This is a genomic window from Neobacillus sp. WH10 (genome assembly GCF_030123405.1).
In the GTDB taxonomy this organism is placed as follows: domain Bacteria; phylum Bacillota; class Bacilli; order Bacillales; family Cytobacillaceae; genus Neobacillus.
Map to the genome: position 1 here is coordinate 3,434,741 of NZ_CP126110.1, position 14,307 is coordinate 3,449,047.

General features: G+C 38.3%; 16 protein-coding genes and 1 pseudogene. 3 read left to right on the forward strand and 14 right to left on the reverse strand.

The features are described from left to right. Nucleotides 1-240: 240 nt before the first annotated feature. The 3 genes from QNH20_RS16370 (at nt 241) to QNH20_RS16380 (ending at nt 2,280) form a co-directional block, all read left to right on the forward strand. Nucleotides 241-465 (forward strand): hypothetical protein, encoded by a 225-nt coding sequence (locus tag QNH20_RS16370; RefSeq protein ID WP_283919047.1) that lies wholly within the window; start codon nt 241-243, stop codon nt 463-465. A 68-nt stretch (nt 466-533) separates the two neighbouring features. Then, the gene (locus QNH20_RS16375; protein ID WP_283919048.1) at nt 534-911 is read left to right on the forward strand and encodes a sigma-70 family RNA polymerase sigma factor; all 378 of its coding nucleotides are present in this window, start codon (nt 534-536) and stop codon (nt 909-911) included. Between the two features lie 175 nt (nt 912-1,086). Next, nucleotides 1,087-2,280 carry a YHYH domain-containing protein gene (locus QNH20_RS16380; protein WP_283919049.1) on the forward strand — a complete coding sequence of 398 codons (1,194 nt, stop codon included), beginning with the start codon at nt 1,087-1,089 and terminating at the stop codon, nt 2,278-2,280. Nucleotides 2,281-3,161: 881 nt separating this feature from the next. Here QNH20_RS16380 and QNH20_RS26980 read toward each other — a convergent pair. From QNH20_RS26980 to QNH20_RS16450, 14 genes and pseudogenes are all read right to left on the reverse strand, one after another. After that, on the reverse strand, nt 3,162-3,557 hold the full coding sequence (locus tag QNH20_RS26980; RefSeq protein WP_349632720.1) for an N-acetylmuramoyl-L-alanine amidase family protein: 396 nt from the start codon (nt 3,555-3,557) through the stop codon (nt 3,162-3,164). A 9-nt stretch (nt 3,558-3,566) separates the two neighbouring features. Beyond that, nucleotides 3,567-4,079 (reverse strand): annotated as a pseudogene (locus QNH20_RS16390) (peptidoglycan recognition protein family protein); the annotation flags it as partial. Next, nucleotides 4,076-4,483: a phage holin family protein gene (locus tag QNH20_RS16395; RefSeq protein WP_283919050.1), complete on the reverse strand. Its 408-nt coding sequence runs from the start codon at nt 4,481-4,483 to the stop codon at nt 4,076-4,078. The pseudogene QNH20_RS16390 and the gene QNH20_RS16395, both read right to left, overlap by 4 nt. 42 nt (nt 4,484-4,525) lie before the next feature. Further along, on the reverse strand, nt 4,526-4,711 hold the full coding sequence (locus QNH20_RS16400; protein ID WP_283919051.1) for a hypothetical protein: 186 nt from the start codon (nt 4,709-4,711) through the stop codon (nt 4,526-4,528). Nucleotides 4,712-4,713: 2 nt separating this feature from the next. Further along, nucleotides 4,714-8,118 carry a phage tail spike protein gene (locus QNH20_RS16405; protein WP_283919052.1) on the reverse strand — a complete coding sequence of 1,135 codons (3,405 nt, stop codon included), beginning with the start codon at nt 8,116-8,118 and terminating at the stop codon, nt 4,714-4,716. After that, nucleotides 8,109-9,536 carry a distal tail protein Dit gene (locus QNH20_RS16410; protein WP_283919053.1) on the reverse strand — a complete coding sequence of 476 codons (1,428 nt, stop codon included), beginning with the start codon at nt 9,534-9,536 and terminating at the stop codon, nt 8,109-8,111. The genes QNH20_RS16405 and QNH20_RS16410 overlap by 10 nt, the downstream gene beginning before the upstream one ends. 12 nt (nt 9,537-9,548) lie before the next feature. Then, nucleotides 9,549-11,666 carry a phage tail tape measure protein gene (locus QNH20_RS16415; protein ID WP_283919054.1) on the reverse strand — a complete coding sequence of 706 codons (2,118 nt, stop codon included), beginning with the start codon at nt 11,664-11,666 and terminating at the stop codon, nt 9,549-9,551. A 39-nt stretch (nt 11,667-11,705) separates the two neighbouring features. After that, nucleotides 11,706-11,993, reverse strand: coding sequence for a hypothetical protein (locus tag QNH20_RS16420; RefSeq protein ID WP_283919055.1), 288 nt, complete (start codon nt 11,991-11,993; stop codon nt 11,706-11,708). 2 nt (nt 11,994-11,995) lie between these two features. Continuing rightward, on the reverse strand, nt 11,996-12,322 hold the full coding sequence (locus QNH20_RS16425; RefSeq protein WP_283919056.1) for a hypothetical protein: 327 nt from the start codon (nt 12,320-12,322) through the stop codon (nt 11,996-11,998). Then, a complete protein-coding gene (locus QNH20_RS16430) occupies nt 12,322-12,912 on the reverse strand; it encodes a hypothetical protein (protein WP_283919057.1) in 591 nt (196 codons plus the stop codon). Before QNH20_RS16430 ends, QNH20_RS16425 begins: the two co-directional genes overlap by 1 nt. Further along, entirely contained in the window at nt 12,912-13,313 is a 402-nt protein-coding gene (locus QNH20_RS16435) for a hypothetical protein (protein ID WP_283919058.1), read from the reverse strand. The genes QNH20_RS16430 and QNH20_RS16435 overlap by 1 nt, the downstream gene beginning before the upstream one ends. Continuing rightward, complete coding sequence (locus tag QNH20_RS16440) at nt 13,306-13,737, reverse strand: HK97 gp10 family phage protein (protein ID WP_283919059.1); 432 nt, start codon at nt 13,735-13,737, stop codon at nt 13,306-13,308. Before QNH20_RS16440 ends, QNH20_RS16435 begins: the two co-directional genes overlap by 8 nt. Beyond that, nucleotides 13,738-14,064, reverse strand: coding sequence for a phage head closure protein (locus QNH20_RS16445; protein ID WP_283923434.1), 327 nt, complete (start codon nt 14,062-14,064; stop codon nt 13,738-13,740). It abuts the gene before it with no gap. Further along, nucleotides 14,039-14,305, reverse strand: coding sequence for a head-tail connector protein (locus tag QNH20_RS16450; protein ID WP_283919060.1), 267 nt, complete (start codon nt 14,303-14,305; stop codon nt 14,039-14,041). The genes QNH20_RS16445 and QNH20_RS16450 overlap by 26 nt, the downstream gene beginning before the upstream one ends. Between the last annotated feature and the right edge of the window lie 2 nt (nt 14,306-14,307).

Consider the following 14,307-nt stretch of genomic DNA (forward strand, 5'->3'; position numbering starts at 1 on the left):
AAAGGTTCAAATTAATTCCTCCTGAGGATGGGATTATGTAATATTATAAATCTCTTTTATTAACGGAATTTTGTATTTTTGTTAAGAAATGATAAATAGAAAAAAGATTTAATAAACAATACGAGAAACCAAAGAAAGCCCCTCTCATTTAAGAGAAGGGCTTTTTCATTTTGCCACAAAATATCCAAATTTAGGTATAGGAAATATATAGAAAATTGTCGAAGTTTAGATGAGAAAGAGGTGATTATTATATATTGGTGGATTGTTGGATTTTGGGATTGGTTTTGGTATTTTCGACGAGGAAAAATTAGGTATCGAGTATGGGATTTAGGCTATGAATGTAAGGCTTCTGCTTCTAATGGAATTTTAACGGTTTGGAATTGTTATGGTAGCACTCCAGAGCAAGCCATTAAAATGGCTAAGTACAGGATAAAAAAAGCCATGGAAGAAGAGCAAAAAGAATAATAGATTGGCCCCAGTTCAATTAATTGACATTGTCAGAGCTATTAACTTATTAAGGGGGAATTATTTGAATGAATTATGAAAACAAAATGACTAGAGACGATGCAATATTTTATTTAGATATGATTGGATCATCACGTAGTCCTAACCAAAAACACAAAATAGGTGAATTAAAACCATATTATAAAATATTGGGCGAAAGAAATTCAGATGATTTCAGGCGATTTATTAGGATATACACAGAGATGAAACATCTTTTAACAGACAAAGAGCAATTTATTTTAAATGAAATATATGGCGTGAATAAAGAAAGGGAAAAATTAAAAACTATTGGGAAAATGTTAAACGTGGGACCAGAACGTATTAGGCAAATAGGGACAAAAGCTGAGTATAAGATAGCGAGAATAATTTCTGAAAAACTAAAAGATAGTACTATCGAAAATTGCTAAACTCACAGATGTGATTTACTTAATTTGACTGATCCATTCTATAGAAAAATCAGGAGAGGTTAATATAATAAAATATTTATCTATTTTTCTATAGCAATTCTGGTACAATTCTACTATACTTTAATTGTATAATTTTTACATTAATATAAAATATCAACTGAAATGGGAGAGGAAAATGAAGAAATCACTATTAGCTTTTATTTGCTTTATTGTTTTAACGTCACTACCGATTTCTGCTTTTGCACATTCCGGCAGAACTGATGCCTATGGAGGGCATAATTGTAGTGACAAATCAAAGGCAAAGGGATTGTGCACTGGCTATCATTATCATAATGGCGGTAGTTCAAGTGGAAGTACTTACAGTACTACAAGTGTAGCTAAATCTGGTTGGGAAAACATCGGTGGTAAATGGTATTATTATTCATCTGGCAAAGTACATAAAGGTTGGTTAGCTGAAGGAAATTCATGGTACTACCTAGATTCTAATGGAGTTATGAAAACTGGGTGGATTTATACAGGTGGAGCATGGTATTACCTTGATTCTTCAGGTGCCATGAAAACCGGTTGGGTAAAAGATAGCGGAACTTGGTATTACCTACAATCTTCTGGCGTGATGAAAACCGGTTGGGTGAAAGATGGCGGAACGTGGTTTTACCTACAATCTTCTGGCGCTATGAAAACTGGGTGGGTAAAAGATGGTAATACATGGTACTATCTAAAAAGTAATGGAGCTATGGCAACAGGTTGGGTGAAAGATGGCGGAACGTGGTTTTACCTACAATCTTCTGGCGCTATGAAAACTGGGTGGCTTAAGGACGGTGCCAATTGGTATTTCTTGAACTCTAATGGAACTATGAAAACAGGTTGGCTGCAGCTAGGAAACTATACATATTTCCTAGAAACAAATGGTATTATGCAAACCGGTTGGATTGAACATCAAGGCTATCAATATTATTTCGATCAAAATGGAAACATGGCACGTAATACAGTTGTAGATGGCATAACGTTAGGACCAGATGGTAAAGCAGATCCAACCACAACACCGTTATTTAAAAATATAAAAGAAGTTGCAGATCAGTATGGTTATACAGTCCAGTTTGATTACGATTTCGCAAAGATTATGATTTCTAATGGTGATGAAACTATTGCAGTTGCCAGAAATAATGGTATTTATGGGATGGGTCAATATATTGATTTTCTTTCCACAGTATCCACAAAAATGGGTGCTCCAGAGACAAAAGAAAATATAATGAAATATTTTGATCAAATCACAAATCCAGAAAATCCATATTATTACGAACGCAGTGACTTTGTAATGTGGTATGAGATACAAAGTGGTTGGGTGGCTATTTTATGGGGGGATTGGTAACTAATATTCATCATATTAGTTTTTAAAAACGTAAAAGCTTATGAAGGAATGTATTTATAAATTGTGGGAAACAATGGCCCTCTCAATTAAGAGAAGGGCTAATTTTTTTGTAAAGCCATAATTTCTTCTTAACTATCGGGAGGTTGGTTCAGTTAGGAATTAGTATTCAGTTGGAAATAAAACCAAATTATATGTACACGAAGATAAACCACGTGTTACAATTAGTGTAAAATTACACTAATAGAGGTGGTTGATTTTATGAAGTGGAGATTTATAGTGGTTACTTGGTTTTTTCTCTTCTTTATTTCCTTTAGACCGTGGGGAATTGTTATGGATATAAGGCACATTCAGTTTTTGCCTGGGTTAATATTCCCTTTTGCATTTCCTATTTTGAGTGTGTTAGCAATAGCGGCCTATCGGAAAATAGTTTTCGTTATTCCTTTTCTTTTTAACATCATAGCTTATTTCTTTGGTTATTACTTTCATTTTTGGTCTACTTGGTATACTTGGGAGTATTGGACAGGGGCTATTCTTTCTTGTTTATTTGCCATCATGAGTATAATTTCTATTATAATATACCGGAAAAGGATTCTCACATTTCTCAATGAAATAGCTGCCGGGACGATATATAGTCTTGGGTTAATTTCCAATTTAGCTGTCATTCTGTGGGTAGCTTTTATAATAATTTTCACGCAGTCCGGATTTTAGCATACCTTATCTCTAAAAATCTTATTTAACGAATGGGTGCAATAGTTGAAGAAGAATTTCAAATAATTTATGTTGCAAAATCCTTATACATTGAATTATTTTCAACATTTTTTGTTTAACTAGTAGCTTAAATAAGTTCGCCCCAACTCATCTATGAGAAGGGGCATTTTACATTACTGGATTACACCATCTTTATTTGTAATAAGCAAAGATCCGTCAGGCCGTAAATGATACTTAAAGCCCTTTACCTCAATCTCACCTACAGCCATTTCTCCATTTGCATATAGGTAATACCACTTGCCGCCTAGATATACCCATCCTATGAGCATTTTTCCGGATGAATCCATGTAATACCACTTATTATTTACTTTCTGCCAACCGGTGAGCATAGCACCATCAGAGCCAAGTAAATACCACTTACCTTTATCCTGCTGCCATCCAGTTAGCATTACACCATTCTTATCAAGCAGGTACCATTTATTACAATCAAGCACCCATCCCGTTTGTTTGACTCCATTTCGGTAAAAATACCATTTACCATCAGCCTTGTGCCAGTAACTATCAATCATGTTGTCACACACATCATTGATAAATTGCGCCCAGGTAATACCGTTTTTAGCAAAGGCATTTTTGTCCACATCAGTCTTTCGTTTAGGATCTAATAAGGAGTGAGGTACAATTTTAGTCCGTGGATCTAAGCCATAAGTACAGCATAAATAAGCCATGTACCAAACATAACGCTTGTATGCCTCCTGGAAGCTAATGCTGCCTCCCCAACACAACTCTACTCCGATAGCAATATCGTTTGCGTCATCCCCAAACAAAGCATTATCTGTCGGTACATTATAAATGACATGCCAGGCTTTTTCATTTAAAGGGATGATTTCCAAGATTGTTTTATCATCAATGAAAGTATGTGCTGAAGCATTTGGCTGCTCTCTATTAAAGAATGTACGATTTTGATAAGCTGTTGAAGCTCCGTTACCTATATCATGCGCTACAATAAATTTCGGCTTACTACTTGTTAGCGGCTCGCCACCCCGGGCATTGCCTTTGCTGATGTAATCCCTAGTAATTGGATAGCTCATTATTTACCCTCTCCTTTTTCTTTTAAAAGAGTGATAAAGTTTTTGATTGGGCCAAGAGGAACTCCTAATTTACCCGCATTTTCTGTTAAACTGATAAACTCAATAACTATATAAGCAACAGTTACTCCATCGCCTAGATGTTGAGTGCCAAGGATCCCTTTTTCAAGCAAGTAAATTAGCCCGACAATGATTAGGATATGAACCTTTTTAACAAAGCCTATCCGCCCTTTAGCACTGCTTACACCGCCATTAACAGCCCCAGCTGATACACCTGAAACAAAATCAGCAGCCATCATAATTACGAGAGTAGGAAACGCCCAACCCATTGCCCCAACGATGAAAGACCATATAGTACCGATTGTTCCGAAAAAAGTTTTAATGAATACGATTATCTTATTGCCATCCATTCTTTTGCCTCCTCATAGGTAAAATAAAAAGAGCCCTAATAATTAGGACTCAACTAAACTTAATTGATTATTGATAATTCGGTAGTTTGGTATATTTTGTGAAACTTTTTCAGGGTCTTCTATCAAATAAAAGAAATAATCATATTGTTTTTCAGGGATTATTCTCTCCCCTAAAATAGCCTCGATAATTTTCCCCTGCTCATCCACATTGCAAAATAACAGGCACAAGGTCATCCCTCCAGTCTTATGTTTAGGATACGTCCGTAGGCTTTCATGCTTGTGTTGGACGTGGTCAAACGGACATAGACCACTCTCAAATCTCCTGTTGGCACACCTAAATCCATTGTGATTTCTGTGATCCAATAGTTATATCCACCTGTCATGACGGCATCCCCAATCATAGTAGCTGATGATCCATCATTTCCATCGGAGGTATCTAGGTCAAAATAGATATGGGCATAGTTTGTGCTTGCTGTTTTCAGGCCTACACGTGCAACCAGGTATCGGCTTTCATGCTTAAAAGTATACATTTGGATATTGTTGTATCGGCTATTAGATAATGTGGTTAACCACATGCCCTCTTCTACTATTCCAACAGTCCTAAATGCAGGATAAGCCGGTTGTACAGTGAATCCGCGTTTAATTACTCCGTTGTCTACTGTGACAAAGCCGTCTGGACGTTCTATTCTAATTGCCCCTTGTTTTAGGCTAACACCCGTGTCGTCGACTATAAATTTCCCGCCTGCAAGGTTAAGAGTACCGGCAATGATATTTCCTAAATCAGCTGCCAGAGCACTTAGTTTAGCTACGCTAAAAACATCAGCTAACATTTTAGTCTCAATCCATGCGCTACCTGACCATTTATAAATTCCTATTATCTTGCTACTTGTATCTGTTTTAAACCATGTGGCATTAGTTGCTGGATTGCTTGGAGCAGTTGGACCCATATGAGCAATGCCATCTTTACCAGCTGGACCTTGAGGGCCTTGTGAACCAGTGTCACCTTTCGGACCCTGAGCACCTTGGATAAGACTCCATGTATAATCACTTGCAATAGTACTTTCCGTTGGGGTTGTTTTATTGTAAGCCAAACCAATATAAGTTTTGCCTGTAGGATCGTCACTCATATTGGCACCCGATGCGGATGTGCCATACTTGATCCATGTGTAAGTAGTCTGCCCATCGGTACCTTTAGGGCCTTGCACACCTGTGTCGCCTTTTGCTCCCTTGATTAAAGACCATGTATAATCTCCGAAGTTACTAGATTCAGTCGGTGTCGTTTTGTTATAAGCCAATCCAATATAAGCCTTGTTGGTTGGGTCATCGCTCATTCCAGTTGTTGGGGTATCAGCGTATTTCAACCACGTATAATACTGGACTCCGTCCGCTCCTTTAGGTCCTTGTACTCCTTGAGGACCTTGTGCACCGGTATCTCCCTTGTCACCTTTAATCAATGACCAGCTGTAATCCCCAAAATTGGTAGACTCAACTGAGGTCGTCTTGTTATAAGCAATCCCCATGTACTTTTTGCCACTTGGATCATCACTCATACCTGTAGTAGGAGTATCTGCATACTTTATCCAGGTGTAATATTGCTGGCCGTCCTTACCTTTTGGTCCTTCAACCCCTTGTGGACCCATAAAAAGTGACCAGCTATAATCCTCTTTATTTGTTGATTCAACAGGGGTTAATTTGTTGTATGCAAGCCCGATGTACTTTTTATTGTCGGGCAAGTCACTCATGCCATTACCTACACTGTCATCAGCATATTTTACCCAGGTGTAAGTGGTGTTACCATCTGTTCCAGGAGGTCCTTGGATACCTGGTACTCCTTGGTCTCCTTTTGCACCTTGTATTCCTTGGTCTCCTTTATCGCCTTTTACCAAACTCCATTGATAGTCTACATAATTAGTAGACTCTGTTGGAGTCGTTTTGTTATGGGCCAAGCCCATATACTTTTTATTAGTAGGGCTATCGCTCATGCCTGTTGTAGGAGTATCTGCGTATTTAAGCCAAGTGTAATAGGACGTACCTGGTACCCCTTGTGAGCCTTCGACGGCATTCCAGGTGTAATCTGTTGGGATAGTACTTTCGATAGGCGACTGCTTATTGTAAGCAAAGCCGATATATCCTTTACCGGTCGGATCATCGCTGATACCAGCACCGTTGATGTCATTTGCATATTTTACCCAAGTGTATAATGACTGGCCGTCATATATTTTGGTAATCGTTAATCGATTTCTAACTATAAATTTGCCGTCACTCTCAATTTCAAGCACGATAACTAGCTTTTCATCTACTTCGGACGCCTCGATGTTATACGATTTTTCTCCGATCCAGTTAGCAATCTCGTTGCCATTTTTGTCGATCCATATCCATCGATACGTAAATCTTGATCCATCTAAATCCGTTTCCTGTCCCGCGATAAACACTTTACCTGTCAAAAGCGATTCTGCATAATCATCGTTTTTAAAAACATTACCGTTCGCCGACTCGATTTCGCAGGTAATCATCCTCGATATTTTGTCATTTATAACTTTTTTAAGATTAGCAATCTGTTTTTCTAAATCTTCTTTCCTAAACTCAATAAAATTGCCAATCTCAAAGTCCGTGACTTGTTGTAAAGCCATATTTTCGGTCACTTTTTGGATTCTAGCTTCGAGGTAAAGTGGTGGACTGTAACCATCATCTTTTATTCTTAGGGTCTGCCCTAATCTGATTTTTTCGTGTGAGTGTCCGAATATGTGTTCAAGACTTGCAGCTGTACACTTATAAGATACAATCGCATCAATGCGCTTCTTAAGTTCAGCTTGTGTGAGTGCTGTCAGTCGTTCGAGCGTCATTTCCTGATCGCTTGACTCGGGCTCATATGGTTCAATTAAATGCTGCAGGCTAATAATATTTCCGTTTGTATCAACCTCTTTTCTGCCCCATCGTTGCAAAGCATCTTTGTCTTCCACAAATACGGTTAATTGTGTGCCATCTTCTCGCTTAGGTCCAACTCCAAGCAGAGCAGTAACAATTTTACTTGCATCCTCTTCTCGCTCTATCCCAATTAAATCCTTACCAAATCTTGTTTCTTTACCTTCAAATCCCGCAATTTGCTTTTTCATATCCACATAGCGAGTGACTTTGTTACCGTTTATTTCAATCCGAAAACGGATTTCTAGCTCAAATGTAGATGCGATTAATTTTAATAGACTGTAAGGGTCTGTATGTTTTTCAATCGTGATAGTACGGATAAACGTAAACTCTATGTCACCAGCTTGAAACTCCGTGCCTAACAGTGCAAAATCTGTCGCTGTTCTTGATGTGGCACCTTGCAAAGTCTGCGGTTCAATGACCTTTGCTTTTGCCAGGTCTACAAAACTAGCATCTGCTTTAACAATCTTTTCACTACGTTTGTATTGATTGGCGTAAAAAATAATGTACTCATGATAAAAACCGTCTCTGTCAGGGACTAAGAGACGGTTTCTTTTTGTGAGCAAATCAAATTTTTTAAAGGCAGTCATGTCAAAGGTGTTTTGGTTGTCGAGTGAGGAGGTACGGATAGGTTCCGTTACCTCGCCTTTTTCAGTGTTTAGTGTACCGATTATTGTATCAGATTGCTTGTCTAAAATGTGTACTAACGCCATCGGTCACGCCACCTCACTTCTGTACTTGATATACTGTCCGCTGGTTCTGCTAAGATTGCATTTACTCCGGGAGATAACGAAAAATACTCGCCGATAAATACCTTTTCTTTTAAAAAAGGAATCCCGTTTTTAAGGATATTATCAGTCGTGTGATCAAACTCTATCACATCGCCAGCCTTTGCGATAATCGACACCTGTCCAGCGATAGGACTATTAATCTTGAAAACATTTATATCTGATACTCGCTGATTAACTACCGGAAACTCTCCTCTTTGCATCAAAGCGACTTGTACTTGAGTAACCGCTGCACCAATTTTGTTTTCGCTGTCAATCCACGAATTTTGAAAGCCTAGCTGATAAGATTTTGAGTAATTAGAGTAGTAAAATAGCTGGGCTGTCCACACGTTACCTTTTCTTATTACTCTAAAAATACCTTGTATTGAGTTTAGTGACCGGGCTTGGTTTTCCGCAATAACATCATAACCGTTTAAGGATGTGCCGGCTCTTACCTTTGCATAAAGCTGATCTAAGCCACCATAATGTTTTGTCATGCCGACCTTTGCCACACATGTACTGCTCGCACTTAACAGAGATACCTCTAATCCGCCCGCTTGGTTATTGCCTGTCTTAGCCATGTTAAAGCCCACATCAAGCCGGAAATCTTGAAGTGATTGGCCTAATGACGTTTTCATCGCTGGGCCGTGCCACCCTGGAGTCAATACGCCGTAATCGTCTGTGTAAAAGTCTCCATTTGCCTTTAAAGTACCAAGCTGTGTAAATCCTTCGATACTTGTTGCTGAGCTATTTGTCCAGCCTGTCAGATTGTTGCCTGTTGTGGTTAATACCGTGCTCTCGGGGCTATAAGGTGTCTCTTCCTGTTTTGTAGGGTTACCTATCAAGTTGAGTTTTTCCCCATTGCTGACCGCGACAAAAGTTGTGTCTTTGGTGATGTTTACTTTGATATTTGGAAAAGTTTTTGCTGAACCAGAAACGTTTACAGTGCTGGAACTTTGGAAATTTGCTTGTTTTTCAGGTCCGTACTTATAAGGGTCTGGGCAAATAAAATTTAATACACCTTGCCCATAATAGATGATTTCCTCCAGATCAATAGAACCGTCAATCATTGCATTATAGATACGGTCTGGCTCGTCATCAAAAATAAGTGGAGCAGGTTGATCAGTGATTAACCAAGCTGCTAAATCCTCTTTAATTTTTTGCAAGTCTGCCATATCGTTCCCTTTAATCAAGATAGGCACATCCTCAGGACGCGGTAAAATGTCTGTACTTTCTAACAGACCGCCTGCCATACCAGGGATGGTTAATATGTTTCTTTTTATTGGCGCCCAAGAAGGTCGTTTTCTGCCCCGAAGCACCGTAACATAAGGTTTTCTTATTCCGTTGAATGTCATACCTGACATGAAAACACCTCCTTAGAACTTTTTCTTACGATCTAAATTAAATTCTTGCATTTGTGTGATATCATCAACTACCATTTCTGCTAATACTCTTCTATCTGGAGTAACCATTTGAATAATGACAGGTTGCTTTATCTCTTGCTGATTTAACATTTGCCTTGATTCGTTTGTAGTGCGAACTTTCGACCCTTGTGGAAGGTCAACTAATTCTGGCCCTTTTTCCCCAACGATCGCATAACCACCAGGATGATAGTTTGTACCAATTGCATATTTAGGAGTTTTACCAGAAGAAGTTCTTTTCTCCTCAACTTCAATGGTTTTCTTCTTCGGTTCTTTTTTATCCCAAAATGTTAACCAATCAAGAGCTTTTTCAATGGCTCTTGCCACATCTTCAAATACCCCAACTACAGCATCTACTGCATCAAAAATCGCGCCAAAGACAGTCTCAATTATTGATTGTATTTTTGAAAAAGCCGGAGCAACTATAAAATCCCATAAAGCTTTTAGTACTGGTAACAGAAAATTCTCGAAAATCTCATACACAATTTTGACTACACTAGCAATAATCCGAAAAACTGACTCTACAATACTTTGGATTTGAGGCATTTTTGATTGTATAAACTCAAAGAGTCGTTGAAGAATGGGCAAAATGTTATTTTGGAAAAACGACCAAACCATTTGAGCCACTTCGACTATTTTTCGAAAAACTACTTCTACGGTTGAACGAATTATAGGCATATTTCCTGCTATCCACTCATACAAACTGACAAAAATCGGCAGAATGTTATCGCGAAAAAACAACCAAACTGTTTGAGCTACTGCCCAAATCGCACTAAAAACTGTTTGGAAAATCCCTTGTACAATCGGAAAATTTCCTTGTACATTTGTAAACCATTCCTGAAGAATTGGAAGAATATTGTCTTTAAAGAACGAAAAAACCACCGATACCGCATCAAAAATGGCGCTAAAAGTTGTATTCATGATTTGTTCTGCTACCGGCATTTTTGAAGCTATCCAGTTTGCAAACTCATTAATTACTGGCATCACTTTTTCTTGGAATGGCTCAAAAACACCCATCATTAAGTTACGACCAATTCCTTGTAGAGCTTCACCAAATGAGTCATACTTTATCTCATTGATCTCTTTTAACACATCCGTATTGCCTGTAATACTATCGTTTGCTTGTGCCATAGCAACAACAGCTGCTGCGCCCATATCTTCAGCTTTTGTACCAAAGAGTTCAACTAATACCTGGGATTGTAGCAAAGGATCTTTTACTTCTCCCACAGCCGAAGCGATCGTTTTAAAAGCTTCCTTAGCACTATCGCCGCCTTTGGCAAATTGTTTTTGTAATTCGGCACCATTTTGTACACCAATTCTAGCAAGTGCGTCAGATGCTCTGGTGCTATTTTCCGTCATGATAATTCCAAATTCCTTAAATGCATCCGCTGCATAATCGAGGTTAAAAACTCCAGCTTTTTTTGCATTCTCGAACATTCCAAACATATCTGATGCATCCATGCCGGCCTGTTTAAAATAAACGCTGTATTCGTCAATCGTTGGAAGTAAATCATCCGCATAATTTAGCCCTTTTTGGGATGCTTCTGCAATAAAAGCCATAGCATCTGTGCCAGTTAAGCCAAACTGTTTCATTAGTTTATCGGATGATCGTAAAGATTCGGAAACATCATATTCGAATGTATCACGTAGCATAAGAGCATCTTGGCCTAACCACTGCAAATCTTCACCCATCGCGCCGGTTGTATTCTTAGCAAGAGCCATAGTTTGTGCTATCTCTTCAAAAGATTCACCGTAACCATTCTTGTATATATTTTTAAGGGATTCTTCCATCCCCTTCATTTCTTCTTCAGTAGCTCCAGTTTGAGCTTGTAATTTGTTCATAGACTTTTGAAGATTATCTCCTGCCACAAACAAAGCACCCATTCCTGCCACTGCTGCTCCTGCTCCTGCAACAAGAGCTCCGGCCATAACTCCTCCTAATGCGGCAGCCGCACCACCCATTTTGCCGAAGGTACCTGATGCTTTTTCCCCTTTTTTATCAGTCTCATCGATTGCTTGGTTGGCAGCTTCATTGTCCACAAAAATAGAGCCGAACAACTTAAATATTTCCACAAATTCACCGCCCTTCTTAAGGCAAATAAAAAAGCGCTCTTATTCAGAACGCTTCATACTTTTTAAAATGTTTTCTGCATCATTTATGATTTCATCATCTGTACGATTATCTGTTGGTTGTGTAGGCTGTTTCAGTTGTTTTAAGTAATCGCTGAATGAGATAAATGTTTCTTTTGTCATCCTTGCATAAGCAACTAGCCACTGCTCCCAAGCTTGGTGCTCGATGTCTTTCTCAGTTGCTTTTTTGTATAAAGCCAACCCTTCCTCAGCAGATAATGACATAATAAAAGACATGTCAGAATACCGATGAAGAAGGGTATCGTACATGTCTATTTCATCAATGCAGAGACACTGGACAAAAAACTTTTTAGCCCAGGATGATTCAAAAAATCTTTGATTAACTCCGTAGTTTCTTCAAGAGTCAAATTCTCAATATCTTCCTTCGAAACTTCTTTTATACTAGCAAGAAATTCTGTAATTTCTGCTTGTGCTTCCCCTAAATTTTCAATGCAAAGGAATATAAACTTCGCACCTATTTCTTTTTGAGAAGTTTCTTCAGAAGTTTCGGCAAAAATGGCACGTACTTGTCTACTAATACCAGCTTTTTTAATAATACGAATAACAGCAAATACATCAGGAAATTTGAGACTGCGCATTATAGATTCACCACAACTTTCGGCCAATAAATTTTAAAAGGAGCTGCACCAGATTCCACGTTATTTTCATCATAATGTCCTGTAAATTTAACCGGGATAACCGCTTCATTTTTATCCTGTGTCTTTAGGGATAATCCCTCTAATGAAATTGCATTGTCAATGACAATAACAACCGGTTTACTTGAACCGCTTAGGCGACCAACGAAGGCAATATTTTTAAGATAGTCTGTAAGTTCAATTTTTCCTTTAGTTGTTATAATGTCGTAATTAGTATCTGTTTTATCTGTAGTGGATCCAGCAATAGCAAGCGCGATATTAGCTGCTGTTAATTCCTTAAGATTTGCCGTCAAAGTAGGAGTTTCAGAGTCAATGACTACATTTCCTTTACCTTGACCTTTAATACCGTCCACAGGGATGACACGCGTTTCCTGTGTAAGAGCAAACTCATTACCTCCACTTGTTGCTCCTAACAAATCACCTGTAAACTCTCCTGTAGCTTCTGTATAAACTAAGTTTTTGTAAATAGCCCCTGCATCAAGTAAATAATGCAAAGGTGAATTAGCTGTATAGCCAGTAGTTTGTAATGACATTAAGTATCACTACCTTTCGAAAATTTAATAGTTTTAGGAATATCTCTTTCGTATAACCTTCCAGTAAAAATATATTTCCTCCGGTTAATCTGTGGATCCGGATCAGCTAATGGAAATTTTCTGTCCAAATTAATAAACATTGCTAAGTAATCATTTATTATGATTTTCTTATTTAAGGTTTTTGAAATACTATCCATTAATAATTCTAAAGGAGCAGTATCCCCGTTATTATCCCATCCGTCCACATCAAGAGTTATCATTTGCTGATCATCTTCTATATAAGTGATATTTATTTCATACACGATATAAGGATATTGAACAGTTTCAGTGGCCTTCATAAAAAAGACTCGAGGATGAATGGACTTTAGATGGGCTTGTATTACTTTTCTAATTTCAATCATCGGCTTCCTCATCCTCTACTTCCGGTAATCCGTTAGCCTTTATGTCCTCAATTTGCCTTAAAAATTCAGCTTGGGTATCGCGAATTTTATCGATATTATTAAGTACAGGGGCACGTAAAAAATCAGTGGAAGGCATGCTTTTCGTACCAAACTGGACTAAGTGTGCATGGTAGGCGTATGGATAGCCTTTTTTCCTTGCTCTTGCTCGGTCATAAATACCAATCTGGAGCACAGGTTGTTCATTTGCCTTTCCCTTAACCCAAGATCCCACATTCTTTTTTAGAACCCCTTCATCAACAGGAACAGTTTTCTTAATTAATTTTCTTAAGAATTTTGCTGTTTCCCTCAATGCTTGTTTCTCTAATTTCCCCAGGGCTGCCTTTACTTCCTTAGAATTAGATTCAAATCTTGTACCGTCAGCCATTTAAACAACCTCTTTTCCAATAATGGTAAGAGTCTTGTTTAATTCATCATCATTAATAGGTGGTACCGTAATTTCAAAGATACGTCCTTTATAAATAATCCGCATATCACTGTTAATTCCTGTTGTGTACCGGATAACAAAACGGACCGTACTTTCCGCTTGAACTGCTGCAGCCTGAATAAACTCTCTGCCTTGAACCGTTTTGACCATTGCCCATGCAGTTTTTACATCCACCCAACTTTTCACGATATCCCCTAATGCATTCTCGGTTTCACTAAAGCTCTGAAAAGTAATCCGATGATTAAATTGGTTGGCCATCCTCGGCATCACTAAACACCTCCTGAACAAAGAACGGTGTCATGGCATCTAATGCCTCACCTAACTCTTTCTCGGATATACGATATTCATAAAAGATTCCAGCACACATGATCACCAAATACTCAACTTCTTTACCAGTAGCTTTTTTAACATAATTCTTTCCTTGCTCCAAATAAAAAGGGAGCATGGAATCATCCATGCCCTCATCCCACCTAATATGTTTTTTTAATTTCTCAATAAGCTCGTCCATAA

Bases quoted from the DNA above. Each gene is read 5' to 3' on its own strand.
- QNH20_RS16445 (WP_283923434.1), bottom strand. From the start codon at position 14,064: ATGCCGAGGATGGCCAACCAATTTAATCATCGGATTACTTTTCAGAGC.
- QNH20_RS16420 (WP_283919055.1), bottom strand. From the start codon at position 11,993: ATGTACGATACCCTTCTTCATCGGTATTCTGACATGTCTTTTATTATG.
- QNH20_RS26980 (WP_349632720.1), bottom strand. From the start codon at position 3,557: ATGATTGATAGTTACTGGCACAAGGCTGATGGTAAATGGTATTTTTAC.
- QNH20_RS16450 (WP_283919060.1), bottom strand. From the start codon at position 14,305: ATGGACGAGCTTATTGAGAAATTAAAAAAACATATTAGGTGGGATGAG.
- QNH20_RS16380 (WP_283919049.1), top strand. From the start codon at position 1,087: ATGAAGAAATCACTATTAGCTTTTATTTGCTTTATTGTTTTAACGTCA.
- QNH20_RS16405 (WP_283919052.1), bottom strand. From the start codon at position 8,118: ATGGCGTTAGTACACATTTTAGACAAGCAATCTGATACAATAATCGGT.
- QNH20_RS16435 (WP_283919058.1), bottom strand. From the start codon at position 13,313: ATGATTGAAATTAGAAAAGTAATACAAGCCCATCTAAAGTCCATTCAT.
- QNH20_RS16430 (WP_283919057.1), bottom strand. From the start codon at position 12,912: ATGTCATTACAAACTACTGGCTATACAGCTAATTCACCTTTGCATTAT.
- QNH20_RS16425 (WP_283919056.1), bottom strand. From the start codon at position 12,322: ATGCGCAGTCTCAAATTTCCTGATGTATTTGCTGTTATTCGTATTATT.
- QNH20_RS16395 (WP_283919050.1), bottom strand. From the start codon at position 4,483: ATGGATGGCAATAAGATAATCGTATTCATTAAAACTTTTTTCGGAACA.
- QNH20_RS16440 (WP_283919059.1), bottom strand. From the start codon at position 13,737: ATGGCTGACGGTACAAGATTTGAATCTAATTCTAAGGAAGTAAAGGCA.
- QNH20_RS16375 (WP_283919048.1), top strand. From the start codon at position 534: ATGAATTATGAAAACAAAATGACTAGAGACGATGCAATATTTTATTTA.
- QNH20_RS16410 (WP_283919053.1), bottom strand. From the start codon at position 9,536: ATGTCAGGTATGACATTCAACGGAATAAGAAAACCTTATGTTACGGTG.